Consider the following 24910-nt stretch of genomic DNA (forward strand, 5'->3'; position numbering starts at 1 on the left):
AATGACAGGAGAATTAGCGCCCCGAAAGTATCTCCGCGACCGCACCACCAGTTTGCGGGTCAACCGTCATGACGCGGCCCTTGTCAGGGTCAGACGCACGTACGCGGGCAATGATCGATTCCTGATCGTCAAATTCAACCCGGCGTTTGCGATACAGACTTTGCAAACCCTCAAGCGTCAGGCCGCTTATGTCGCCCAGCCATTGCAAAACCTGATCAGGCGCTGCCGAGCCCTGCAAGGCTTTGTGCAAATCGGGCAGCGCCACCAGCATGCCTGGATGCAGCCGTCGCAGAAAAACTTCGAGATCCCGTCCTTCATTGACGAAGGGGGAAAACAGCAGGCAGATCAGCTGTGCTTCGCTGACACCAAAGCCTTCCTGCGCAAAGGTGGCAGCCAGCTCACGACGCGTGGCAATGCCCTCCTCGCTGGCATAGGGCTTCATGGCCTGATCGATCAGGCGCTTGGGCATCCCTTTGCGGCACATCAACGTTTTGGCCAACTGCAGGTATTCAGCAACCCCCTCGGCGTAACTGCGGCCCTGAACGTATTGCACTTTCAGACCGCGCATATGCGCCATCAACAGAGGATTAGCGCAATCGGACTCGCTGAAGCTGAAGGCCAGATCATCAAAGCGGAAGCCCAGAAACTCGGTGAGCAGCTTCCAGTGTTCCTCGGCATTACTGACGATCAAATCGGAGATGGCAATAAACGCAGGCGCACTGGCTTTGCTGGTAACACTCACGGGAGCGCTCATCGGCTCCGCTAAGTCGTCATTCGCTCCATACAACTCCTGATGGTAGGACTCGCTGATGCTGCCAATGACGCTCAGCATGGCATTGAAGCTCTGGCTTGCCCCGTCCTTGAAACGATACGCCGTGCGCGGCGCAAGACGCATCACCCAGGTGACGTACTGTTTCTGCTCTTTGCGAGAGTCGCCACTGACCACGGCATCCACCCCGCTGCCCCAAGTCGTGGCTCGCTCAAAGAAGCCGGCGAGCCTCAGGTAACAGCTGTTGCAGAACGTGGTTCGACCGTCCCCGGCCGAGACATGGCCGCTGACCAGCATGTCGGAACGGTTCTGCTCCCGTCCGGAATAGGAAATCGGCGCATCGGGTTCGAATACCCTGACAACCTCGTGGTCGACCTCCAGTAATTCCACCCTGGGATCGTCGTGCAGGAAAAGTGCGGAATAGGTGCGCTGAATATTCCCCAGAACCGCGGGCGTAACGCCCGCGTGACGCATGGTCGCTACGCGCAGATTAAACGTCGCAGGCGAGCGCCCGGCGATGCTCAACTGGGCTGCGCGCAGGAGTGCCACGGTATAGGCGCTGTCCTTGCCACCGCTGAAGGGGACCATCACGTTGAAACTGGAAATACGCTCAATACCACCAGCCGCAACGATCAAACGCTGGATAAGCAACTGCAACGCTGTGCGCTCTGCCCGACGAAAATAACTCAGCAAGCGTTGCAGGACTTGCTGGTAGACGTAATTCATTGCCTGTTCGTGAATAGAGCTCATGCCGTTTCACCTCCTTGTTTTCCACAACGCCGCACGCTGCAAGCACGGATGTTCAAATCGGGCAGCATTAAAAAATAATTAGCGACCATGACTCATTCCCTGAGTGGTAAGTACCCAACTATTATCGATATTAACAACACAATTACAAGACAGCCGCCCGGAATAAAAATAACGGCGTTAGTGTGTTTAATAGGTATTTTATTAAACGCGTTAGTTTAATGAGATGTTTATACACGCCGCTGTCCGGCGCCGTCCTGAGCGCCGCAAATGCGCGGTGCTGCCTCGCGAACACGCGAGGTATAGCCGTTCATACAGGGTCCAAAGCAGGCAGCCATTAGTTTTCCGAATGCAATGCGTGAGTTCATCTTGCAAATCGCCCTCGAAGGGGACGATGCTGACGGGATGTTTAATAATAGATAGTTCCAGCTGTTTTGGATCCCTGACTGTTTAAGCCGGCAATAGTCTGGCCATCTCCTCTCGTCTAAAACCAAAGCCCGCAACGAAAAATGCCCTCCAGAGTGGAAGGCATTTTGAGTGCAACTGCATTAAAGCGGGTCTATCAGACCTGAGAATCTTCCACTTCAAGGACCGCGCGCCCACCAATTGGACACCCATCCATGTAGCGATGCGCCTGAACCACTTCACTGAGCGGGAAGACACGGGTCTTGAGCGGTGCCAGCACTCGATCGGCCGTCAGTTGGTTAATGTCACGCAGCGCACGTTGCAACGCGGCCTCATCCTGAGTGATACCCAGTTCCGGTTTGCCGGTGAAGTTGCCCAGGCAATGCACGAAAAACTGGATGTTCTTCTGGAAAGCTGCGCAGGCAGGAAATGGCGTCTGATTACCGCCTTGCAGGCCGTAAAGCACCAGACTGCCACGCGGCGCCAGCACATCACCCATGATCGACATTTGCGGGCCACCCAGACCGTCAAGCACCACATCGACACCGCGGTTATCGGTGTACTTGTTAACGGCCATCAGCAAGTCCTGCTCTTCAGTCACCACCACCTTGTCGGCGCCCAGAGAGAGCAAGTACTCACGAGCATCATCCGTTTTGGTCACAGCGATAACCCGTGCACCCAGTGCTTTACCCAGCTGTACGAACGATGGGCCTGCGCAGTGACTGGCATCCGTCACCAGTGCCGTCTGACCTGGCTTGATTCGCGCCAGATCAACATAAGCAAAATAAGCCACCAGCAATGGCGTGTAGTGCACGCTGGCCTCAACCGGCGTCAGGACGTCGGGATAACGCGTCAGAGACGTACGGGGCAGGACGATCAACTCGCCATAAACCGGATGCTGGTTTGGATCGGCCGACGGGAAGCTGGCAACCTTGTCACCAATCTTCAGATCGTCCACGCCGTCGCCGAGTGCGGTGACCACACCGGCCATCTCGTGGCCGAGGCCAGCGGGAAGCCGTGCCTGGGAAGGAGCCAGATTTTGCCGCCAAAGCACGTCGTACCAGCTGATACCGATTGCCTGGACACGTACCTGTACCTCACCGGGTGCTGGCAACGCGACCGGATGCTCTTCGACCTTGAGCACCTCGGCTGGACCAAACTGATGAAAACGAATCGTGCGGGACATTTCGAACCTCGCCTAGAAAACCTTGATGCCATGAACTCTATCCGGGCTCTGCCGGTAACACTATCAGTGGCTATTAATAGTCGACATGTCTGTCATCGATTGTCATAGGTTTCGCAGGGGTATTCCCGATCAATCCTGCGACGCTTATGCATCCATGGGCGGCCATTGTTCGCATGTCAGCCATACAATGCAACCCATAGCGCTGCCGTACACGTCACCTCACAGAGCCTGCCCAGACAAAATCGCTGTACTGATTCTTAGGCGCGTCGGCGAGCCGCTCGTTCCATCGACCTGCCGTGCGGCGCCGACGCTGAAAGCGATGGGTCTGGCTCGAGGTTAAATTTATGAATGCGTAAACGTAGCATTTGCTCGTATTATTCACGCCACAGATGTGTAGGAAAATTGCCGCTGGATTGTCGGCATCATCCGCCCCGCTTCACTTAACGCTGATGAATGTCAGCTGTTTGCACACCATCGCATTGATCAACGGCTGAGATCTCCCGCCATGAACCGCAACGACTTGCGTCGCGTCGACCTCAATTTGCTCATCGTTTTCGAAACCCTGATGCATGAGCGCAGTGTTACGCGGGCGGCCGAAAAGCTGTTTCTCGGGCAGCCGGCAATCAGCGCGGCCCTGTCACGACTGCGTGGCCTGTTCGACGACCCCTTGTTCGTACGCACCGGACGCAGCATGGAGCCAACCGCCAGGGCGACAGAGATTTTTGCCCTGCTTTCACCGGCTCTGGATTCGATTTCAACGGCGGTCAGTCGCGCATCGGAGTTTGATCCGGCGACCAGTACAGCCGTATTCCGGATAGGCCTGTCCGATGACGCGGAGTTCGCCCTGCTGCCGTCATTGCTCAAACGTCTGCGCTCGGAATCGCCGGGTATCGTCCTCGTGGTCCGCCGGGTCAACTACATCCTGATGCCCGCGTTGCTGGCGTCGGGCGAGATATCCATTGGCGTCAGCTACACCAACGACTTGCCCGCAAACGCCAAGCGCAAAGTCTTGCGCAGAAGCAAGGCCATGCTGCTACGAGCCGATACCATGCCCGGCCCGTTAAGCCTGGAAGACTTCTGCTCACGCCCCCATGCACTGGTTTCATTCGCCGGCGACTTGAGTGGCTTTATCGATGAACACCTGGAAAAAATCGGCTGCAAACGCCACGTCGTCCTCGCCGTACCGCAATTCAACGGCCTGGCAACCCTGCTCGCCGGTACCGACATCGTCGCCACCGTGCCGGACTACGCGGCCGCCGTCCTGGCAGCCGCTGGTGGTGTAAGGGCCGAGGCATTACCGATCGAAACCCAGACATTCGAACTGCACATGGCCTGGCGTGGGTCGCAGGATAATGATCCGGGTGAGCGATGGTTGCGGTCGCGGATTCAGATGTTTTTCGGTGACCCTGACAGCCTCTAGACGTCGTCTGGAAGGCTGTTGATCTTCCTTGAAACAAAGCACCATTAAAGGTGCAACGCAGGCTTGGGCTGGCGAACGCCATGAGCAGAAGGTACGCGGACACGTAGCGCAATCAGCAACGCGGCCAGCAGCATCAGCACGGCCGCCGCGACGAATACGCCTGCGCTGCCACCTAGGCTGAACATTGCACCGCCAGCGGCGGCGCCTGTGGCGATGGCTGACTGCACAGACGCCACTACCATGCCTCCGGCGCTTTCCGCCTGATCAGGTACCGCGTTGGCGACCCAGTTTGACCACGCCACCGGCACGCCACCAAAGGCCAGCCCCCAGATCGCCAGGAGTACCGCCTGCCCCGGCACCGATGCCGGCAACAGCACCAAGGCCAGTGCTGCAACACCGACCAGTGCGGGCATCAGCACCAGCGTGGCCAGCGGGTGGCGCTCCAGCAGCTTGCCGGCCAACAGCGTGCCGACGAAATTCGCCACACCGAACCCCAGTAGCATCAGCGACAGGCCTTGCGAGCCAATCCCGGTCGTCCCTTCAAGGAAAGGCCGAACATAGGTGAACATCGCGAAGTGGCCGCTGTGCACCAGCACGCAACCGAACATCCCCATGGCGATGCCCGGGCGCTGCAACACTTCGAGTACGGTGCGCAGTCTTGCCGGCCGGCGCGGCGCGAGGCGCGGCAGAGTGAACGACTGAAAAGCCAAGGTCACCATGCCCACCGCCGCCGCTGCATAGAACGCGCTGCGCCAGCCATATAACCCGCCCAGATAGCTGCCCATCGGCACCGCAACGACCGTGCCGATGGCGATGCCGCTGAAAATGATCGACAGCGCCCGGGGCAGCAGAGCACTCGGCACCAGGCGCATCGCTACTGCGGCCGCCATGCTCCAGAAACCGCCAAGGGCAATGCCGAGCAAGATGCGCATCAACAACAGGACCGCGAAGCTGGAGGAAACGGCGACCAACAGATTGGAGGCGACCATCAACGTGGAAAAGCCCAACAACACCCAACGTCGGTCGATGCCTTGGGTCAGGCCTGGCACCAACAAACCAGCGAACAGCGCCACCACTGCGGTCACCGTTACCGCCTGGCCAGCCAGCGCTTCGGACACTCCCAGGTCGGTAGCCATCAGGGTCAACAAACTCGCCGGAAGGTACTCAGCGGTCAGTAATCCAAACACCCCCATCGCCAACGAGAAGACGGCCATCCACGCGGGCGTCGCAGGCTCTACGTCCGCGTCGATGCCGGAATGGCGCTCGGATATGGCGTTACATACACAGTCAGTCATTGCACGGATCTCCCAATGTTCATTACGAGCCGAAGTCTAGGCGCCGAAAACTGGATGATCTATGATCCAAAGTCTCTACTTTTTGACTGAAACACCTGAACCATGCCTGCTGATCAGTTTGCTCTCTCCTCGGACCTCATCAACGAGCTGTTGCGCGGCATGCGCTTGCGTGGCGTTGAATACCGGCGTATCCAGGCGGGCCCAACCTTTGGTTTGGGTTTCGCGGAAAAACCTGGGCACGCCTGGTTCCACTTCATGGCCGTCGGTAATGCGGTGCTGCAAATGCAAGACGGCAGCACCTACGCGCTGTCTACCGGCAACGCCGTGTTCATTTCCCATGGCGCGGCCCATCAACTTCTTTCCCATCAGGACGCGCCTGTCCAGGACATCGACCGTCTAGACGGCGCGCCCTTGGGTGACACCGTCAGCGCGGTGGATACCGGAACCGATGCGAGCCCCACGCCGAGCACTATTTTGTTCAGTGGTTGTATGGAGTTTGAGCTGGGCAGTATCCATGGCCTTGGCCGACTGATGCCGGGCCTGATGCTGATCGATGCAGGCGGTCAGCGTTACCCCGGGCTGGTACCGATCCTGATCACCATGGAACGCGAGGTCAGCGCTGCCCGTGTCGGCTTCGCCGGTATCCTCGCGCGGTTGGCCGACGTAGTGGCTGCCATGGTCGTTCGCGGCTGGGTCGAGTGCGCCTGCGGCAACGCCTCTGGCCTCGTCGCCGCCTTGCGCGATCCACGCTTGGCCGGCGCACTGCTGGCGCTCCATCAACAACCGGGCCGTGACTGGACCGTTGCCCAGTTGGCAGAGCACTGCAATACCTCGCGTTCAGTCTTCGCAGACCGCTTCCAGTTGACGATTGGCATGGCGCCGCTGCGCTATGTCACCGAACTGCGAATGCGGCTGGCAAGCCAGTGGCTGACCCTCGAAAGGCTACCGATTGAAGAGGTGGCGCAGCGTTTGGGTTACACCTCCCAGGCCGCGTTCAGCCGTGCGTTCAAGCGGATTACGGGCAAGACGCCTGGATTGAGTCGTAAGGTGAGGCAAGCCGAACGCAGCTAGTAGTTGATGCCTGCCCCAGACTCATTTACCCCCCGTGACATCGAGGAATGTACCGGTAACAAATGATGCCTCCGCGCTCGCCAGCCATAGAATCGCGCGTGCGACCTCCTCCGGCTGACCGCCGCGCCCCATGGGGATCGAGTCCTTGACGCGATCGACCCGACCCGGCTCTCCGCCACTCGCGTGCATTTCGGTATAGATATGTCCGGGGCGAATACAGTTGACGCGTATGCCTTCCCGGGCCACCTCCTTTGCAAAGCCAATGGTGAAGGTCTCCAACGCCCCCTTTGACGCCGCATAGTCGACGTACTCATTAGGACTGCCAAGGCGCGCCGAGGCCGATGAGACATTGATTACCACGCCTCCCGGGCCGTTGTGACGGTAAGACATGCGCTTCACCGCCTGTTGGGCACAGAGAATTGGCCCAATGGCGTTGACCGCAAAGATGCGCTGCATCCGCTCGAAGCCGAGGTCTTCCAGACGTGACTGAGGTGATAGCATCCCGGCGTTATTGACCAGAACGTCAATACGTCCGAACGTGCGGTCGATGGCCTCGAACAAATCGGCCACCTGTTGGGGATCCGCACTGTCGGCCCGCATCGCCAACGCCCGGTGCCCCAATGCCTCCACATCCGCAACCACAGCCAGCGCTGCGGGCTCGTTGGCGACGTAGCTGATCGCGACGTCATAACCGCTTGCGGCCGCCAGCCGGGCCGTTGCTGCCCCTACTCCACGACTTCCACCCGTAATCAGAATCAGCGGTGCCTGCGAGACGTTGACCATTAAACATAACTCCTGAGCCGTTGGCTGTATCAGCCGATGATGAGGATGCCGCTGGCGATCACTGCGCACGCCAGTATCCGGCGGGCGGTAAGCGTCTCGCCTAGAAACACGTAGCCGATCAACGCCGCAAACAGCACGCTGGTTTCGCGCAATGCCGATACTGCGCCCAGAGGCGCTTCGTTCATGGCGTAGATGACCATTCCATAGGCCAGCAAGGAGACCAGCCCGCCGACCACAGCGGTCACTGTTCCGGACCGGACGCAGAACAAGCTACGGGCGTCACGCAGGCCGATGTAGACCATCGGCATCAGCACGCCCCACAGGGCGCACATCCACACCGTGTAGGCAAGCGGCGCGCCGGAGAGCCTGGCACCGATGCCGTCGACCACGCTGTAGGCCGCGATAAAGCCGCCCGTTCCCAGCGCATAAGGCAGGCTGGGAACCGACAGACTGCGCCCTCTGAAAGCCAGCGAAATAATCCCGCCTGACACCAGCGCAATACCCAGTAATACGCCAGGCGTGATGCTTTCTCCGGCAAACACGGCGGCCCCCAAAGTGATCAGCACCGGCGACGATCCACGTGAAATCGGATAGATCTGCCCCAGGTCGCCAACCCGGTAACTGCGCACCAGAAACAGGTTGTAGCCGACATGCAGCACCCCCGAAAGCACCGCGTAGCCCCAGCTCTCAATCGCCGGGGGCACCATGAAAACTGCGGCGACGATACTGGTGATAGCGATGGCAATGCACATCACTGTCATGGACCACAGCCGATCGGCACCGCTACGTAACAGCGCATTCCAGCTGGCATGCAGGAGCGCGGCGAAAAGCACGAGGAGGATGATATGAATAGGCATGCGCCACTTTAGGCAATGCGGCACCGGGACTAAAGCGAAGCCTCCTCATCCCAGCATGAACGGATACTCATAACTCACTCATCCAGCCGTTGGACTTTCAGTGCCTCGCTGACCAACCATTGGCGAAAGCTGGCGATGTGCGGCTGTGATTCGATGCCCTTGGGGCAGACGAAGTAGTAAGCCAAAGGCGATGGAAGCGCCACATCAAACAGCCGCACCAAACGGCCATCGCTGATTTCGTTCTCGACATGCCCGCTGCGCACCAATGCAACGCCCTGGCCGAGCAAGGCTGCCTCAACTGTCATGTTGGTATCGCCAAATCTGACGCTCTCCTTGAGCGGCAAATAAGCCAGCCCGACGGCTTGAAACCATACCTCCCATTTTGGCACCAACTCGGCACCATCCCGCGTCAGCAGCGGGAACTGCAACAGTTCTGCAGGGCTCTGCGGAATCCCGACGCGGCGCAACAGTTCAGGGCTGGCCACAGGAAATACCTGCTCCCCAAACAGGAACTCAGAATGCAGACCGGGGTAATTGCCCTTGCCGAGCCTGATCGCAACATCAGCCTGGCCGCGAGAGAAGTGGATGACTTTATCCGTGGTGTCCAGCGAGACCAACAGCTCGGGGTGCTGCCGAGAGAGACGCGGCAAGCGTGGCAGCAGCCATTTGAGCGCGAAGGAATAGGTGGTGCTGACGCTGAGTCGAACCCTGTCTTTTTGCTCGCGCAAATCACCCAGAGTCGCCTCCAGGCTGATGAAAAATTCCCGCACGATGGGCGCCAGCGCAGCCCCCGCCGCTGTGAGGCGTAACGCCTTGCCACGCTCGAATAACTGCACTCCCCAGAGAGCCTCAAGATGCTTTAGCTGATGACTGACCGCGCTTTGAGTTACATGTAGCTCTTGTGCGGCCGACGTAAAGGTCAGGTGCCGGGTGGCAGCTTCAAATGCGCGCAAGGTCGCGGTGGGCGGCAGGTCTCTCATAGGGTGCAGTATCCAGCGAGTTATCAGAAAGGCGCATGCATGAGTGCTGGCTCATGATAGAGCTAACTCACTCGAAGCGTAACTCCGTCACCAAACAACCGCCCCCGTTGCCCCTCCCTGTTCAGGCCTCGGCAACGGCCTCTAGTACGAAGTCTTCGTAGGTGCGCAGCGGATGGCCAATGATCGTTTGCAACTGCTCTACCGTTCCGTCAACGGCTTGCATACCGAATGTCTGGATACCGGACATCATCAGGCGCATGTCGTAGGCCAGCCAGTTGGGGCCGTACGAAGCCAGCTGTGCTTCGAAAGCCGCCACGTCATCACCGCCGTAGGCGACTTGTTGTTTCAGCGCCGTACTCCAAACCTTCGCCACCGCGGTACCGGTAAGTGCTTGCGGCCCAACCAACTCAAGAGTGACCCGATCCAGCGCAGCAGGTGCCTTGTCGCGGCGCAGCAATTCGGCCACCGCAACATCGGCGATGTCGCGCACATCAATCATCGAAACGCCTGCCGAGCCAATGGGCATCGGATACACCGAGTAATCCTGGATAGTCTGCTGAACCATGCGGTCGTTCTGCATGAAGTAAGCCGGACGCAGAATAGTTGTGGGTATGTCGAGGCTGTCGATCATGCGCTCCACGGTGTGTTTGCCGGTGAAGTGCGGAACATTGGTGAACTTGTCGGCGTGAATAACAGACAGGTAAACAATGCGCTCGATACCGGCCTCGCGAGCGAGGTTCAAGGTGATGAGGGCTTGCGTGACCTCATCAGGCGTGACGGCATTGAGCAGGAACAAGGTACGCACTGACGAAAGCGCGAGGCGCATCGAGGCAACATCGGTGAGGTCTGCAACAACTTCAGTCACGCCAGCCGGGAATGCCCGCTTACCTGCCTGGCGCACCAAGGCTTTGACATCAGCGCCTGCCTCAGCGAGGCCCTGAGTGACGAGGGATCCGATAGTGCCCGTGGCACCAGTAACGAGAATACTCATGGTGAAACTCCTGCATGGGGGTTGGGCTAAATCAGCGCGTCATACAACCGGATCAACACAGCGCGTTGAATGTTGCTCATGTCGTCTTGCGATGAGGGGACAGTATTGCGTTGCACTTACAAAACGAAGACCACAATATGTAGACACCTCGTTTCATATTTGGAACACCATGAACCTGAACGCGCTTATCGACTTCATCCTTGTCGCAACCAATGAAGGGCTGGGTAAGGCAAGCCGTGCGAGCGGTATTTCCAAAGCGACGTTGTCGCGGCGGATCAGCGACCTTGAAGAACAACTGGGTGTAAGGCTCATCGAACGCAGCGCCCGCGGCCTGAAGCTCACCGAGGCTGGTGAAAGGCTGATTTCTCGAACTGAAGGGCCGTTGAGTGAGGTGACTGAAGCGATGACTGCCGCCCGTGAGGGCGTGTCCGTTCCTCGCGGGCTTTTGCGAGTTGCCGCTCCGGTCTTGTTCTCCCAGCTCGCGATGGGCAGCATCGGCGCTGAATTCTGTGCGATCTATCCGCAAGTCGAGATCGAGGTCGTGGCTGAGGATCGTCTGGTCGACCTTGTCGAAGAACAATTCGATGTCGCGATCCGGATCAACCCGAGCCCTGACAGCAGCCTTGTGGGTCGCTGCTTCGCCAGGGACCGACTGGTAGTCGTGGCGGCGCCTGAAATCCCCAAGCCGCTGCCCGGCGAAATCCGCCCTGTTCCCGGCATCGTGACCTCCTCATTCCAACCCACGCACTGGAGTTTGGATGGAGGGTTGTTAGTCCTTGAACCCCTCCCTAGGCTAAGGTTCTCTTCGCTGCTGATGGTTCGCGATGCGGCTATCGCCGGTGGCGGTGTTGCCCTCATTCCACAATCCATCGCCTGGAGCCAACTGGAACGTGGCGAGTTGGTGCAGTGGGGCGCCGTATCCGGTGTGGAACCAGCGCTTTGGGTACTTCACACCTCCAGGCGTCTGACGGCACCGAAGGTTCGCGCATTTGTCGACTTCATGTGCGCCAGGTACCCGGACATGTCGCTAACGCTCAGAGGGTAGAACCCCCTACCCTTATTCGTGCAGCCGCTTAAGCCTGCACAACACGTCGACCTTTGGTCCGTCATCCCGATCAGACCGGCAGTAACGAAGTCGAACATCTCACATACCCACTCAGGAGATGCCAATGAAAAGCTTTATAACCCCACTGGCCTTGCTGCTTGGTATGGCGGGCAGTCAGGCGATGGCCGACGCTTCGCCCAATCCCCTGGATAATGAGCGCTGGCAATCCCGGCCGCTGATCGTGGTGGCGCCCAACGCCAGCGATGCAACCTGGCTGCAGTTCAAGCGAGACCTGATGCAGCCAGCCAACCGTGAAGCCTTCATCGAGCGCGAAATGGTGCTATACACCGTGGTCGATGGAGTCGGCAAACGCAACGACCAGGCCCTGGATTCGCGCGCTACCTCAGCACTGCTGAGCACCCTTGGCGTTAATCCCGACGGCCCGACCCGGCTGCTTCTGGTAGGTAAAGACGGCGGCACCAAGATTGACCAACACGCACCGCTGGATGTCAGCGTGGTGTTCGCGACCATCGACAAAATGCCGATGCGTCAGAATCGCTGACTCGGCGATTTCTCGACCTGTCGTACTCTTTTTTTGGGGTGGCCAGGATTGATAGCACAAGCGTCCCGAAGTGACGATCACGTCCGGTTAGAACCGGTAGCAATCACTTCCACTCTCCCGCTACCCCTTACCCGACGACCCATTAACGCCTGCGCAAAAGAGTACCCAATGGATTATGCAATTCGAAAAGCAGTGAGAGCGGACGCCACAGCGATAAGCCTTGTTATCGTGACCACATTGCGCGAATCCAATGCTCAGGATTATTCGCCAGACATCATTGAGTCCGTGCAGCAAAGCTTCTCACCTTCGGCGATCCTTAGCTTTCTAGCCAGCCGTCAGGTGTATGTGGCGAGCATCGACAGCCATGTCATCGCAACGGGCAGCCTCGATCAAGACACTGTCCGGAGTGTATTCGTTGATTCGGCCCATCAGGGGAAAGGCATAGGGACGCAACTGATATCGACACTCGAGGCAGCAGCTGCACTGAACGGAGTGAAACGGTTGCGGGTCCCATCCTCGATCACTGCAGAAGGATTTTATCGCTCGCTGGGTTTTCAGAAAATCAGGGACGAGTTTCACGGTGCCGAGCGCACCATCATCATGGAAAAAGTTCTGACCAGATGATCCACGTCCCCGATCAAAAACCCTCAACTCAGCCTTTAAATGCCAGAATCTGCGCACTGGATCGTTTTGGAGACCACCATGCTTCGCGCGTTTGAACAATGGCTCGACCCCTTCCCGCCCGATGAAGTACCGCCACCGCCTGATGGCCTGGCCCGTTTCCTGTGGGCCTGCACACGGGGCGCACGTGGCTATATCCTTGCCCTTGCGTTACTCAGTGCCGGTGTGTCGATTTACGAAGCCTGGCTCTTTTCGTTTCTCGGCCAGGTCGTGGACCTGCTGTCGACCTGGCAGGCTGGCGGCGATGCGGCCTTACAGGAAAGCCGCGTGCTGTGGGGTATCGGCATCGTATTGCTGACCAGCATCGGCCTCGTAGCGTTGCGCACGATGGTTCAGCATCAGGTATTGGCGATCAACCTGCCCTTGCGCCTGCGCTGGGATTTCCATCGACTGATGTTGCGCCAAAGCCTGTCTTTCTTTTCCGATGAGTTCTCCGGGCGAGTCACTACGAAGGTGATGCAGACTGCCCTGTCTGTGCGCGATGTGCTGTTCACGATCATCGAGATCGCACCGGGGATCGGGGTTTACTTCATCGCGATCATCGCGCTGGCCGGTGCTTTCGATCTGAAGCTGATGCTGCCTTTTATTGCCTGGGTGGCGTTGTTCGGTCTGGCCATGCGTTATTTCGTGCCTCGCCTGGGGAAGGTCGGCCAGGAGCAGGCCAATGCGCGGTCATCGATGACCGGACGTATTTCGGACGCCTACACCAACATCACCACGGTAAAGCTGTTCTCACACTCCAAACGTGAAGCGCACTTCGCCCGCGCCGCCATGGAGGACTTCAAGCTTACCGGCCTACGCCAGATGCGTCTGGTCAGCCAGTTCGAGATCGTCAACCAGGCATTGGTAGTGGCGTTGATCATGGGCGCAGGCGGTTATGCCCTGTGGCTGTGGCATCAAGGCCAGGTCGGTACCGGCGCGGTTGCAGCAATTACTGCCATGGCGCTACGCATCAATGGCATGTCGCACTGGATCATGTGGCAAATGACTTCGCTGTTCGAGAACATCGGCACCGTACAGGACGGCATGGCCACTCTGACCCGCGGCCCCAAGGTACAGGATGCGCCGGACGCGGACGCTCTGGTGACCACCGGTGGCGCGGTCAGCTTCGATAATGTCAGCTTCAACTACAACGGCGAGCGCCAGGTGCTTGATGGCCTGAGCCTGACTATTCGTCCGGGTGAAAAAATCGGTTTGGTGGGTCGTTCCGGCGCTGGTAAATCCACACTGATCAACCTGCTGTTGCGCTTCTACGACGTCGACAAAGGCGAGATTCGTATCGACGGGCAAAACATCGCGCACGTCACTCAGGACAGTCTGCGCAGCGCCATCGGCATGGTCACTCAAGACACGTCCCTGCTGCACCGCTCCATTCGTGACAACATCGCCTATGGCCGTCCCGATGCGACTGACGAGCAAATCCATACGGCGGCGGCCAATGCCCAGGCTGATGGATTTATCAGCCAGCTCAGCGATAAACAAGGTCATAGCGGCTACGACACGCTGGTGGGCGAGCGCGGCATCAAGCTTTCCGGCGGCCAGCGTCAGCGCGTCGCGATTGCCCGGGTGATGCTCAAAAATGCCCCGATCCTGCTGCTTGACGAGGCCACCAGCGCGCTGGACTCGGAAGTCGAGGTGGCCATCCAGGAAAGCCTTGATGAAATGATGCAGGGCAAGACTGTCATCGCCATTGCCCATCGTCTGTCCACAATTGCAGCGATGGACCGGCTCATCGTCATGGATGACGGACGCATCATAGAACAAGGCACCCACGCCGAGCTGCTTGGCAAAAATGGTACCTATGCACGGCTATGGCACCACCAGAGCGGCGGGTTTCTGGGCGAGGATCAGGGCGTGGTTGAACCGATTGAATAGCGCGCCCGTCATTTGATCTTGACCACAACTTTGCCTCTGGCACGCCCTTTGGCCAGGTATTCGAGCGCGTCTTTTGCTTGCTCGAAGGCAAAAACCTTGTCGATCACCGGACGAACCCGTTCGGATTCAAGCAACTTGCCAATCTCGCCGAGTTGATCGCCGTCGGGCCGAACGAAGAGGAAGGAATAGGTCACCCCTCTGCTTCTTGTGAGCCGCATGATCTTGCGGCTCATAAGACCAAAGATGAAGCCAAGCAAGCTATTCAATCCGCGTGTCCGGGCGAATGCTTTATCCAGAGGGCCAACCAGCGAAACGATCTTGCCGCCAGGCTTGAGGATGTCGACAGACTTCTCGATCACATCGCCTCTGAGTGTGCCTAGCACCAAATCATAGTCACGCAGCACGGTCTCAAACGCTTGCTTCTTGTAGTCAATCACCTCATCTGCCCCCAGGGCGCTGACGCTTTCGACATTGGCCGTACTGGTATTGGTCGCCACTTTCGCACCGAGATGTTTCGCAAGCTGGATAGCGAAGCTGCCAATGCCGCCAGATCCGGCCGGAATAAACACCTTCTGGCCCGGTTGAAGATCAGCACGTTCCTTGAACGCTTGCCACGAGGTCAGCCCGACCATCGGAATCGACGCCGCTTGCACAAAGTCCAGGTTGGCTGGTTTTAACGCAGCAGCAGTTTCCGGCACGACCGCAAACTCGGCGATTGAACCGTTGCCGAGGTCGAACAGGCTGGCGAAGATCGCATCCCCAACCTTGAAGCGAGTCACGCCGCTACCGACCTCGGTGATCACGCCAGCCAGGTCACTGCCCTGAACGGCGGGCAGCTGGAACTTCAGGACGGGCTTGAAGAGGCCGGTCGGGATCATGTTGTCGATAGGATTGATCCCGGCAGCATGTACTTCGACCAACACTTCATTGGGTTTCAACGCTGGAAGGGAAACCTGAGCAAAGCCGACATCAGGGGATTTACCGTAGCGTTTAAAAACAAGCGCTCTCATGGTGCTCTGATTCCGAATGGTGTGCGGGGAGTTCCCGGCAGGCTAAGCGCGTCCCCTGTACGCGGTTCTTGAAAGCGCCCTGCCGCGTGCTCCCCGCAAACAACTTCGCAGGGAGCCTGTACGTCACGAAACCAGAACCATCAGGCTTTCGGCTGATAGCGCTCAGCGGCATGGGCCTGGCGGATGTCAGACAGCAAGCCCTGACGCGCTGCATCCAGTGCATCCCAGCGCTCTGCGACGTGCAGCGGTGGAATAGTGACGAGTTCACGGCGGTCGAAACCGACCAGTGCAGCATCGACCAGTTCATCAACCTCCATCACATCGGCGATGGTATTAACGTCGATTCCGGCCCTCTCCCATATCTCAGTGCGCGTCGCGGCAGGCAGAACGGCCTGCACATAAACACCTTTGGGCGACAGTTCCAGGTTCAAGCCTTGGGACAGGAACAGCACGAAGGCCTTGGTAGCACCATAAATCGTCATGCCGAACTCGGGTGCCAAGCCTACTACCGAGCCGATATTGATGATGGAGCCTGTACCTGACTGTGCAAAACGCGGGGCTACTGCGGCGGCCAATCGGGTCAGTGCGGTAATGTTAAGGGTGATCAGGTTCTCGATCGACTCGGCACCCTGCTGAACGAAACCGCCCGACTGAGCCATGCCAGCGTTGTTGATGAGAATGCCGATATCAGCGTCGTCGCGCAGGCGAGCTTCAAGTGCAGAGAGGTCCGCAGCGCGGGTCAAGTCTGCTTGCAGCACGTCTACTGCAACGCCGTTCTCTTCGCGCAAGTGCGCTGCCAGCGCGTCAAGGCGGGCCTTGTCACGTGCCACCAGCACCAGGTTGTGACCACGGCTGGCGAAGCGTTTGGCGTAGGTGGCGCCGATACCGGTAGAGGCGCCGGTGATGAGTACAGTCGCAAGCTTTGTCATGGGGGAATCCTTCAAAAATGGGTGTCGATGTTGGCTGGGTAGATAAGCGCTTCAGCCGGAAATGGTCGGGTAGTCGGTATAACCTGCCGCGCCGCCGCCATAGAGCGTGGCCGGGTTGAGCTGCGCCAGTGCTGCTCCGGTTTTCAATCGCTCAACCAGATCCGGGTTGCTGATGAAAGGACGACCAAAGGCAACGAGGTCAGTCTTGTCAGCGTTCAAATGCTCAGTGGCGAGTTTCAGGTCGTAGCCGTTATTGGCCAGATAGGTCTGCTTGAAGCGGCTGCGCAGTGCGGCATAGTCGAACTCGGCCACATCACGCGGGCCACCCGTTGCGCCTTCAACCACATGCAGAAAAGCCACGCCCAGGGCACTGAGCTGCTCGACGATGTACTCGTACTGCGGTTGCGGGTCGCTGCTGGAAATTGCATTGGCAGGCGAAACCGGCGAGATACGCACGCCCGTGCGCCCTGCCCCGATCTCTTGAACCACGGCCGTAACCACTTCCAGCAACAGGCGTGAGCGATTTTCAATCGAGCCGCCGTAGGCATCAGTACGCTGGTTGGCTCCATCCTTGATGAACTGTTCCAACAGATAGCCGTTGGCCCCATGAATTTCCACACCGTCAAAACCAGCAGCAATGGCGTTGGCCGCTGCCTGACGGAAATCGTTGACGATGCCAGGCAGCTCCGCGAGTTGAAGCGCGCGCGGCTCGGAAACGTCAGCAAATTCATTGTTGACGAAGACCTTGGTCTGCGCCCGGAGCGCTGAAGGCGCGACCGGCGCTGCGCCACCCGGTTGCAAGTCAACGTGAGACACGCGGCCCACATGCCAAAGCTGCACAAAGATCCGTCCGCCTTCGGCATGCACGGCATCGGTAACTTTGCGCCAGCCCACGATTTGCTCAGGCGTATAAAGGCCTGGGGTGTCCTGATAGCCCTGAGCCTGCGCTGAAACTTGTGTGGCCTCGGTGATGATCAGCCCTGCCGAAGCGCGTTGGGCATAGTAAGTGGCAGCCAATTCGCCGGGGACCAGACCCGCACCGGCACGGTTGCGGGTCAATGGCGCCATGACAACACGATTGGCGAGGGTCAGGTCGCCAAGGGCATAGGGTTCGAATAACGTTTTGTCGGACATTTGATTTGGCTTCTGCTGTGTGGATGAAGGCAATGATTACGGTCGCAATCTAAAATGTCAACGGTTTGATGTCGTTCAACATCAATGTATAGTGTCCCACTCATATCGGTACAAACCATGTTGGATAAGCGATGAAAGTCACCAGGCAACAGGCCCAAGCGAATCGCGCGCACATTGTCGAAACCGCATCGGCCCTTTTTCGGGAACGCGGTTATGACGGGGTTGGCATTGCTGATCTGATGGCGGCGGCTGGTTTTACTCAGGGCGGTTTCTACAAACACTTCCGCTCCAAGGCTGATCTGATGGCCGAATCAGCCAGCTGCGGCATCGCCCAGTCCGCAGCGCTGACGGCGGGTGCGTCAGTTCAGGAGTTCATTGAGGTTTATCTTTCCCGCGAGCACCGTGACAACCGCTCCACCGGCTGCACGATGGCAGCGTTATGCGCAGATGCTGCGCGTAAGGAGGAAGAGGTTCGGGCTACGTTTGCGGCCGGAATCGAAACCCAATTGGCGACGCTGCGAGAAGGTGCCGGGCATCCGGACGATACGGACTCTGCCCAATTACGCAAACGCCGTCTTGCCGTAATGGCGCAGGCACTCGGGGCAATCGTCCTGTCTCGCGCCTGCCCGGATGACTCAATACTGGCTGATGAAATTCTCGCCGCCAGCCGCGAAGCCATTCTGGGGTCAGTGACTCCCTCTTCCGCTCCCGACAAGAAAATGTAAACCCTTGAGTTGAAACGCATGGCAAGGAGCTGCCGAAAGCTATTCGCTTGCTGCGCTACGGCGCCGCGTCAAAGCATGAGAGCAACACTGCTGGCGAGGTCCATCACGCCATGCATAGCCGGTCACGACCCGCATGCTTGGCAGCATAGAGCGCAGCGTCGGCGGCACCAATCAACGCTCCGGCACTGACTTCAGGCGCGACTGCAACCGCCAGCCCCAGGCTGATAGTGACTCGGGCACCATCGCCCAGTACGGGGTGGGGAACGTTGAGTTTGGCAACTGCCGCCCGCAGAGCCTCGGCTAACGTGCTGGCTTTGTTGGCATCCGCATTGATCATCAACACCAGAATCTCTTCGCCACCAAAACGGAACGTCAGCGCTCCTGTGTTTTTTGCGGTCTGCTGAATAGTTTCGCTCAGCAATCTTAAGCAGGTATCGCCCTGCGGGTGGCCGTAACTGTCGTTGTAGACTTTGAAGTGATCAATATCCAGCAGGATGACGGCCACCTTGGTGGGCGTCTTCGAGGCGTGCTCCCAGACCGATGTCAGTACTTCGTCCTGATAGCGCCGATTGAACAACTGGGTGAGCGCATCAGTGCGCGCCATTTCCATCAATTGCACCTGTAACAGACGTCCCCGCAGGGCGAACAGGTAGCTCATGCGGCTGCCCCGCTCCAGGAAATAAGACGCCATTAACAACAGCGCCACTGTCGCGACAAATAACAGCGCATTGGCTTGCCAGATCAGGAAGTCCGCGAAATCAGCGATGTAGGTCGTCACCAACTGAATAATCAACATGACGCTCATGGCCAGTGCAGCAAACCGCACCGGTAGCTGCTGGATCATCGTGCAATACACCATGAGCAGCAGCATCCCCAGTTGGTAATGAAGCCGATAGGGGCTGTCGCTGTAGATCATGACCACCAGCGGCATCAACGAAGCCAGTACTGTGCCGGTCGCCGCAACAGTTTCCAGCGCCCAGCGTTGCCTCAGACGCTGAACCAGCAGCAAAAGCACGATGAACAAAGGGGTAATCAAGCACAAGCGTCCGACTGCGACGTAGGTGAATACATCGCGCAGTGTCAGCCAGTCGCTGATCAGGAACAGGTTGTAAACCAGCCCTCCTCCAATACCGACGATTGTGATGAATTGACGCCGCTGCTCAAGTGTTTCTGCTTCGTAGCGTTGCTCAAGATCTTCGCTGAAGCGCAACGCACGCACGCCTGAGACGATGGTCTGTTCGACCTCGATCAGCGTTTGAGGATCTTTGGAGCTGGGGCGATCCAGGAGGGTATTCAGCATGCGGCACCGCAACGGCAAAAAGGAATCGGTTGGGATAGCTCGATTGAAACCTCTTGCTATCCAGATAAAGGCAGCGACCGGCAAAAGCGATCGCTCCGTTTACGCGTTATGAGTGCCAGTGGTCACGTTCTACATCTTGAAACGTGACACCACCATTCGTAGCTCGCCAGCCAACGTCGACAACTCGTTAGCGGTGACCGCGTTATCTTCGATCTCTTCCCTGAGTGCCTCGCTCCCGTTACGAATCTCAGTCACATTGCGGTTGATGTCTTCAGACACAGAATGCTGCTGCACCGCAGCACTGGCGATCTGGGTGTTCATGCCGACAATCCGGTCAACACCGTTATTGATTTCATCAAGGCTGGCCGCCGCCAGGTCAGCAGACGCAATACAATCCTGAGCTCTGTGCCTGCCCGCTTTCATTTGCTCTACTGCCGCCGTCGTTGCAAGTTGCAACTCTTGAATAATCCGACGAATTTCTTCGGTCGAGTTCTGCGTACGCGATGCCAGGGTCCGGACCTCGTCAGCAACCACCGCGAAGCCGCGGCCTTGCTCACCGGCGCGGGCAGCTTCGATGGCAGCATTCAGCGCCAACAGGTTGGTTTGATCAGCGATGTTGCGGATCACCTCGATCACGCCGCCGATTTCCTGGCTGTGCAGGGCAAGCGCAGAGACTTTCTCAGCGCTTGCTTCAACTTCACTGGCCAGCTCTTCAACCGTCAGCCGGGTGTCGCGCATCACCGCTAGACCAGTATTTGAAGCCTGACTGGCTTGCTCCGCTGCCCGAGCGGCGCCCTCGGTATTTTGCGCAACGTCTGCGACGCTTGCGGTCATCTCATTGATAGCAGTGGCCACTTGCTCAGTCTCACCCTGCTGCGAACTCATTGACTGCCTGGCACGATCAATCGACAAGCCAAGGCGCTGAGCGGCATCCGACACCGAATGTGAGCTCTGTTCAACCTGAGCCAGCGAGGTGCTGAACGCTTGCGCCATATGGTTGAGGCCGTTACCGATGTCTGCCATCTCATCTTTACCCTGCACTTTCGCGCGGGCCGTGAGATCGCCTTGGGCAATAAGCTGCGTTGTACTCAGCACACCGTCGATGGCACGACGCATTGAGGTGTAAATACCAGCGAATGAATAGATCAGCAGCAGCCCGATAAGGGCCAACCCACCCAATATGAACGCTCTGTCTACTGATTTTTCGCCGACTCGCTGTTCCAGCAGTTCAGACAGTGACTCCTGAAGCATGTCCTGCGCCTTGTACAAGTCGGCAACAACAGCGTTGCCTTTTGCTGGCAGGTCTTGCACGCCGCTGATAGTGTCGCTCGTCGAGCGTATCAACGCTTCAATGTCGTTGCGAAAACTGTCCAGATTCGACAGCGCGTTGGTCACAGGCTGTTGAATGGCGTCAGCGAGAGCGGGTTCCTTGCGGCGCAACAGAGCGATGCTCTGCTGAAGCTCTGTGCGTATCTGGGCTTCTTGCTTTAGCAGCGACTGCAATGAGGAGCGGGTGCTGTCACTTAATGGTTGCCCATTGCGCAACCCACTGGCCAGGCCTCGTAGCTGCCCGACGATATTGATTTGTCGAGGCAACCTGAGCGTGCTTTGGTCAATCATGAACAGCGACGCGTAATCTTCATCCAGCACCATGCCGGAAGTGGCTGAAACGAAATAGATGAAATTCAACGTCTGAGTCAGTTGATCGTTCCACTCATCGAACGCTTTCACCTGACTGGCATCGGGTTTGGCCTGATCGACGAGTCGCTGAGCCCCCGAGCGCAACCGCTGCACGCGGTCGCCTGTTTCCAGCGTCACATTGTATTGCCGGTCAGTGGATTCAAGCTTTGAAAAAGCGTCCTGAAGTTTCGTCTGGTTGGCTGCGAAATCAGCCTGTGCAGTCGAGTCACCACTGAGCAGTCGGTTGGTCAGCGCACGCTGCATCATCGACAGGCGAAGAACAGGCGTGACATCCATCAAGTAGCGCTGGCCTAGTTGCTCCGAACGAACCCCATCAATGCTGTCATTGATCTGGTGAACTATTCGTGCAGCAAGGAGGGAAAGCGCAATCAGGACTATGAAGGCAAGCAGTGCGAATTTTGCGGGAAAACGGAGGCGGCTAGACAGGTACACGGCAGGTGCAAGGATGTTCATGGAATTCTCACAGCCCTAGTGGGCAATATTTTCTTGATGGGGGTGAGAACAATCCGTTTCTCTAAACAATCAGGGACTTCTTTGGCCCCTTGCAGCACACGTCAAACAATGACTCCACAAGCGCAATCAAATAATGGCTATGCGACATCATCAGAAGTAAAGCTCCGACTCATGGATTCTGCAAAAAGTTGCGCGGCTCATTTATGTTTCGGCAAAATTTCGATTTCTATTGAGTTTAATCGACGAATGGCTATGTGCCACTAGCGCTCGTTCTTATGAAAAACACCTGCCCCCACGCATAAGAACCCAACCTGAAAGGTCATTTCACCCCGCCTAATATCAGGTTAATTCATATACCAACTTCGGGTCATGCCGATAAAGAATAATATCAATATTCCAAAATGGCATTTCCAACGTATTTATTATGCAAATAACATCCAGCGCAGACGACCTCGTTTCAGGCATCACACCCTTCTATCAGGCTAACTAATCTGCACCCTCACCACGGGCCAGTGCCAGTTCAATGGACACCGCCCGACATGACAAAGACGCTTGCAGCAAGCGCTGCCAAAACGTTTCCACTTTCAACACTCACCGCAGCTTTGTTGTTCGGAGCATTCTCGCCGCTCGTCGAGGCCGACACTGACGAATCCAGGCTCAGCACGGTTACGGTGATCTCCACCGGCGTTCGTGGACAACAGCGGACGGTGGCAGACAGTCCTGCGCCCATCGACATCATCAACAGTGATCAATTGCTAAAAACGGGCCGCGCAGAACTCTCTGAGGCGATAGCCAAACTGCTGCCCTCCTTCAATTTCGGCACCAATATCGCGGGCTACAACTCGGTGACCCGGCCGCTGAGTAATCGAAGCCTGGGACCGGCTTACACACTGGTGCTGGTTAACGGCAAGCGGCGGCACAATGGTGCAGTGGGTCAGCGAGGCTCAATCGATAACAGTGGTGCCAACGCAGTGGATATCGATCTGATCCCGGTCAGCGCCGTGGACCACATCGAAGTGCTCAAGGACAGCGCTGCCGCTCAGTACGGTTCTGACGCAGTTGCCGGGGTGATCAACATTATTCTCAAGTCCGGTGATTCCGGCGGGCACTATGAAAGCACCTACGGCAAGCTATTCTCGGGCGCGGGAGAAACCCTGAAGATCGCAGGTGACCAAGGCTTTACTCTGGGCGAAAAAGGCTTCTTCCACTTCTCGGCAGACGCCCGCAAAAGAGGTGAAGCCTCGTGGAACGACAAGGCGGACAGTAGCGTCCGGGCGTTCAGCGACCCGGCAAAAGAAGCGGCCTGGGATCGCGTAGCCATCAAGAACGGCGATCCGGATCTGAAAGCCTTTAACCTCGCTTACAACGCCGAATTGCCGCTGGAAGACCTGACGCTGTATTCCTTCACCACTTATGGCGAGCGGGACGCAGAGGCGGCCAACTATTTTCGCCTGCCCACCGGCACGGCCTCGGTACCCGAAGTGTTCCCCGACGGTTACTACCCGTTGAACAACATCAAGGATACCGATTACCAGTTTCTGTTCGGTGGCAAGGGCGAGGCCGCCGACTGGAACTGGGACCTGAGCACTACCTACGGACGTAACAATGTTCATCACTCCAGCGACCTGAATATCAACCCGTCACTGGGCACGGCGTCGCCGACCAAATTCGACAATCTGGCGACTTTCCGCTTTGAACAATGGGTTAACAACCTGGACTTCACCCGTCGCTACGACAGCCTGTTTCAGTTGACCCCGCCGGTTCAGGTATCAGCAGGGCTGGAACATCGCTGGGAACGTTTCAGCACCTTCGCGGGCGATCCGGAGGCGTACATTACCGGCACCTACCCTGCTGCTTCGGGGGCTCAGGCGGCCGTGACCATACGTCCGGAGGACGAGGTCAACCTGATTCGCAACAACTATGCGGGCTACCTGGACCTTGGCTTTGATTTGACGGATCGCTGGTTTCTCGACGTCGCCGGACGGATTGAGCATTACGACGATGACTCGGGCAATACCTTTGGCCTGAAAGTGAACTCCCGTTACGAACTGACCGATACCGTGGCCGTACGTGGCACCGTCGGCACCGGTTTTCGTGCGCCCTCCCTCACCCAGATCGGCTATACGGTTGCGGACAATCGGGTCGCTGTCGATGTGAACGGCAACGTGGTCCCGGCCGTCACCCGCCTGACCCCGTCAGACAGTAACCTGGCCGCTGCGCTAGGCGGCGATGACCTGAAACCGGAGAAATCGCGCAACCTGGGGCTGGGGTTGACCTGGCAACCGGCACCGCGAACCAGCGTTACAGCGGATGCTTACCTGATCGACATTGATGATCGAATTGCACTGACCAGCAACATCTATGATCAGGGCAACGGGGTTATCAATGGCATCCTTACTGCTCAAGGCGTGCCCAGCGGAACGTGGGTCAACTATTACACCAACGCGTTTGACACCCGCACGCGGGGTCTGGATATCGTTGCCGACCACACTACCCCGCTGGATGCCTGGGGAGAAGTACGCTGGAGCCTGGGGTTCAACTGGAACAAAACCACTATTGAAGGCGTGCGTGATACGCCTGCTGCGCTGGCCAGCTCCGGCGTCACTCTGGTAGGTCGTGATCGCGAAGGCGATCTGACCGAAGCGTCACCCAAAACCAAATGGATACTGGGCGCCAACTGGAAGGTCGACGACCTGGCGGTAAACCTGCAGACCAGCCGTTACGGCGCAGTCAAGACGCTCGCCGTCAACCCCAGTGGCGACCGCAGCTTTGGCGCCAAGTGGATAACCGATCTGGACGTCAGCTACACCTTCATTGATCAACTGACGGTAAGCATCGGCGGGACCAATATCTTTGACGTGCGGCCATCGAAAAACGCGGTCTACAGCAACCTCGGCCTGGCACCGTATGGCAACCCGCCGTTCTACCCCGGTGGCGGTTACTGGTACACCAAGCTGGCTTATGATTTCTGATTTGATGGGCTGATAACAG

At 57.8% G+C, this 24910-nt stretch carries 20 protein-coding genes and 1 pseudogene; 8 read left to right on the forward strand and 13 right to left on the reverse strand.

Annotation, left to right across the window (positions count from 1 at the left end; all coding sequences use genetic code 11):
* Nucleotides 1-13: 13 nt before the first annotated feature.
* Nucleotides 14-1519, reverse strand: a complete 1506-nt coding sequence (locus EE949_RS05685; RefSeq protein ID WP_122663378.1) for a hypothetical protein — start codon at nt 1517-1519, stop codon at nt 14-16.
* A 559-nt stretch (nt 1520-2078) separates the two neighbouring features.
* Complete coding sequence (locus tag EE949_RS05690) at nt 2079-3107, reverse strand: zinc-dependent alcohol dehydrogenase family protein (RefSeq protein ID WP_122663379.1); 1029 nt, start codon at nt 3105-3107, stop codon at nt 2079-2081.
* Between the two features lie 505 nt (nt 3108-3612).
* Here EE949_RS05690 and EE949_RS05695 point away from each other — a divergent pair.
* Complete coding sequence (locus EE949_RS05695) at nt 3613-4527, forward strand: LysR family transcriptional regulator (protein WP_122663380.1); 915 nt, start codon at nt 3613-3615, stop codon at nt 4525-4527.
* A gap of 44 nt (nt 4528-4571) precedes the next feature.
* Here the strand turns inward: EE949_RS05695 and EE949_RS05700 are convergent, their stop codons facing one another.
* Nucleotides 4572-5822, reverse strand: a complete 1251-nt coding sequence (locus tag EE949_RS05700; RefSeq protein WP_122663381.1) for an MFS transporter — start codon at nt 5820-5822, stop codon at nt 4572-4574.
* A 102-nt stretch (nt 5823-5924) separates the two neighbouring features.
* On the opposite strand from EE949_RS05700, the gene EE949_RS05705 reads away from it, so the two are divergent.
* The gene (locus EE949_RS05705; RefSeq protein WP_122663382.1) at nt 5925-6893 is read left to right on the forward strand and encodes an AraC family transcriptional regulator; all 969 of its coding nucleotides are present in this window, start codon (nt 5925-5927) and stop codon (nt 6891-6893) included.
* A 21-nt stretch (nt 6894-6914) separates the two neighbouring features.
* Here the strand turns inward: EE949_RS05705 and EE949_RS05710 are convergent, their stop codons facing one another.
* The 4 genes from EE949_RS05710 to EE949_RS05725 all read right to left on the reverse strand — a co-directional run bounded on the left by EE949_RS05710 (nt 6915) and on the right by EE949_RS05725 (nt 10504).
* Entirely contained in the window at nt 6915-7676 is a 762-nt protein-coding gene (locus EE949_RS05710) for an SDR family oxidoreductase (protein ID WP_122663383.1), read from the reverse strand.
* 29 nt (nt 7677-7705) lie between these two features.
* Entirely contained in the window at nt 7706-8533 is an 828-nt protein-coding gene (locus EE949_RS05715) for a DMT family transporter (protein WP_122663384.1), read from the reverse strand.
* A 74-nt stretch (nt 8534-8607) separates the two neighbouring features.
* Nucleotides 8608-9513, reverse strand: a complete 906-nt coding sequence (gcvA, locus tag EE949_RS05720) for a transcriptional regulator GcvA (RefSeq protein WP_122663385.1) — start codon at nt 9511-9513, stop codon at nt 8608-8610.
* A 121-nt stretch (nt 9514-9634) separates the two neighbouring features.
* Nucleotides 9635-10504, reverse strand: a complete 870-nt coding sequence (locus tag EE949_RS05725) for an NmrA/HSCARG family protein (RefSeq protein WP_122663386.1) — start codon at nt 10502-10504, stop codon at nt 9635-9637.
* Nucleotides 10505-10673: 169 nt separating this feature from the next.
* Between EE949_RS05725 and EE949_RS05730 the strand changes: the two genes are divergently transcribed.
* The 4 genes from EE949_RS05730 to EE949_RS05745 all read left to right on the forward strand — a co-directional run bounded on the left by EE949_RS05730 (nt 10674) and on the right by EE949_RS05745 (nt 14667).
* Entirely contained in the window at nt 10674-11549 is an 876-nt protein-coding gene (locus EE949_RS05730) for a LysR family transcriptional regulator (RefSeq protein ID WP_122663387.1), read from the forward strand.
* Nucleotides 11550-11673: 124 nt separating this feature from the next.
* The gene (locus EE949_RS05735; protein WP_122663388.1) at nt 11674-12111 is read left to right on the forward strand and encodes a DUF4174 domain-containing protein; all 438 of its coding nucleotides are present in this window, start codon (nt 11674-11676) and stop codon (nt 12109-12111) included.
* Nucleotides 12112-12279: 168 nt separating this feature from the next.
* Nucleotides 12280-12735: a GNAT family N-acetyltransferase gene (locus tag EE949_RS05740; RefSeq protein WP_122663389.1), complete on the forward strand. Its 456-nt coding sequence runs from the start codon at nt 12280-12282 to the stop codon at nt 12733-12735.
* A 78-nt stretch (nt 12736-12813) separates the two neighbouring features.
* Nucleotides 12814-14667 carry an ABC transporter ATP-binding protein gene (locus EE949_RS05745; RefSeq protein ID WP_122663390.1) on the forward strand — a complete coding sequence of 618 codons (1854 nt, stop codon included), beginning with the start codon at nt 12814-12816 and terminating at the stop codon, nt 14665-14667.
* A gap of 8 nt (nt 14668-14675) precedes the next feature.
* On the opposite strand, the gene EE949_RS05750 is transcribed toward EE949_RS05745, so the two are convergent.
* From EE949_RS05750 to EE949_RS05760, 3 genes are all read right to left on the reverse strand, one after another.
* Nucleotides 14676-15677: an NADP-dependent oxidoreductase gene (locus EE949_RS05750; RefSeq protein WP_122663391.1), complete on the reverse strand. Its 1002-nt coding sequence runs from the start codon at nt 15675-15677 to the stop codon at nt 14676-14678.
* Nucleotides 15678-15817: 140 nt separating this feature from the next.
* Nucleotides 15818-16606 carry an SDR family NAD(P)-dependent oxidoreductase gene (locus EE949_RS05755; protein WP_122663392.1) on the reverse strand — a complete coding sequence of 263 codons (789 nt, stop codon included), beginning with the start codon at nt 16604-16606 and terminating at the stop codon, nt 15818-15820.
* 51 nt (nt 16607-16657) lie between these two features.
* On the reverse strand, nt 16658-17740 hold the full coding sequence (locus tag EE949_RS05760; protein WP_122663393.1) for an alkene reductase: 1083 nt from the start codon (nt 17738-17740) through the stop codon (nt 16658-16660).
* 131 nt (nt 17741-17871) lie between these two features.
* Between EE949_RS05760 and EE949_RS05765 the strand changes: the two genes are divergently transcribed.
* On the forward strand, nt 17872-18465 hold the full coding sequence (locus EE949_RS05765; protein ID WP_122663394.1) for a TetR/AcrR family transcriptional regulator: 594 nt from the start codon (nt 17872-17874) through the stop codon (nt 18463-18465).
* 103 nt (nt 18466-18568) lie between these two features.
* Here the strand turns inward: EE949_RS05765 and EE949_RS05770 are convergent, their stop codons facing one another.
* From EE949_RS05770 to EE949_RS30180, 3 genes and pseudogenes are all read right to left on the reverse strand, one after another.
* Entirely contained in the window at nt 18569-19765 is a 1197-nt protein-coding gene (locus EE949_RS05770) for a GGDEF domain-containing protein (protein ID WP_122663395.1), read from the reverse strand.
* Nucleotides 19766-19894: 129 nt separating this feature from the next.
* Entirely contained in the window at nt 19895-20758 is an 864-nt protein-coding gene (locus EE949_RS30175) for a methyl-accepting chemotaxis protein (RefSeq protein ID WP_431194216.1), read from the reverse strand.
* Nucleotides 20759-21919: pseudogene (locus EE949_RS30180) on the reverse strand (methyl-accepting chemotaxis protein); the annotation flags it as partial. It abuts the gene before it with no gap.
* Nucleotides 21920-22458: 539 nt separating this feature from the next.
* On the opposite strand from EE949_RS30180, the gene EE949_RS05780 reads away from it, so the two are divergent.
* Complete coding sequence (locus tag EE949_RS05780; RefSeq protein WP_122663397.1) at nt 22459-24891, forward strand: TonB-dependent receptor plug domain-containing protein; 2433 nt, start codon at nt 22459-22461, stop codon at nt 24889-24891.
* The last annotated feature ends 19 nt before the right edge of the window (nt 24892-24910 follow it).

The sequence above is a fragment of the Pseudomonas viridiflava genome (assembly GCF_900602065.1).
Classification (GTDB): domain Bacteria; phylum Pseudomonadota; class Gammaproteobacteria; order Pseudomonadales; family Pseudomonadaceae; genus Aquipseudomonas.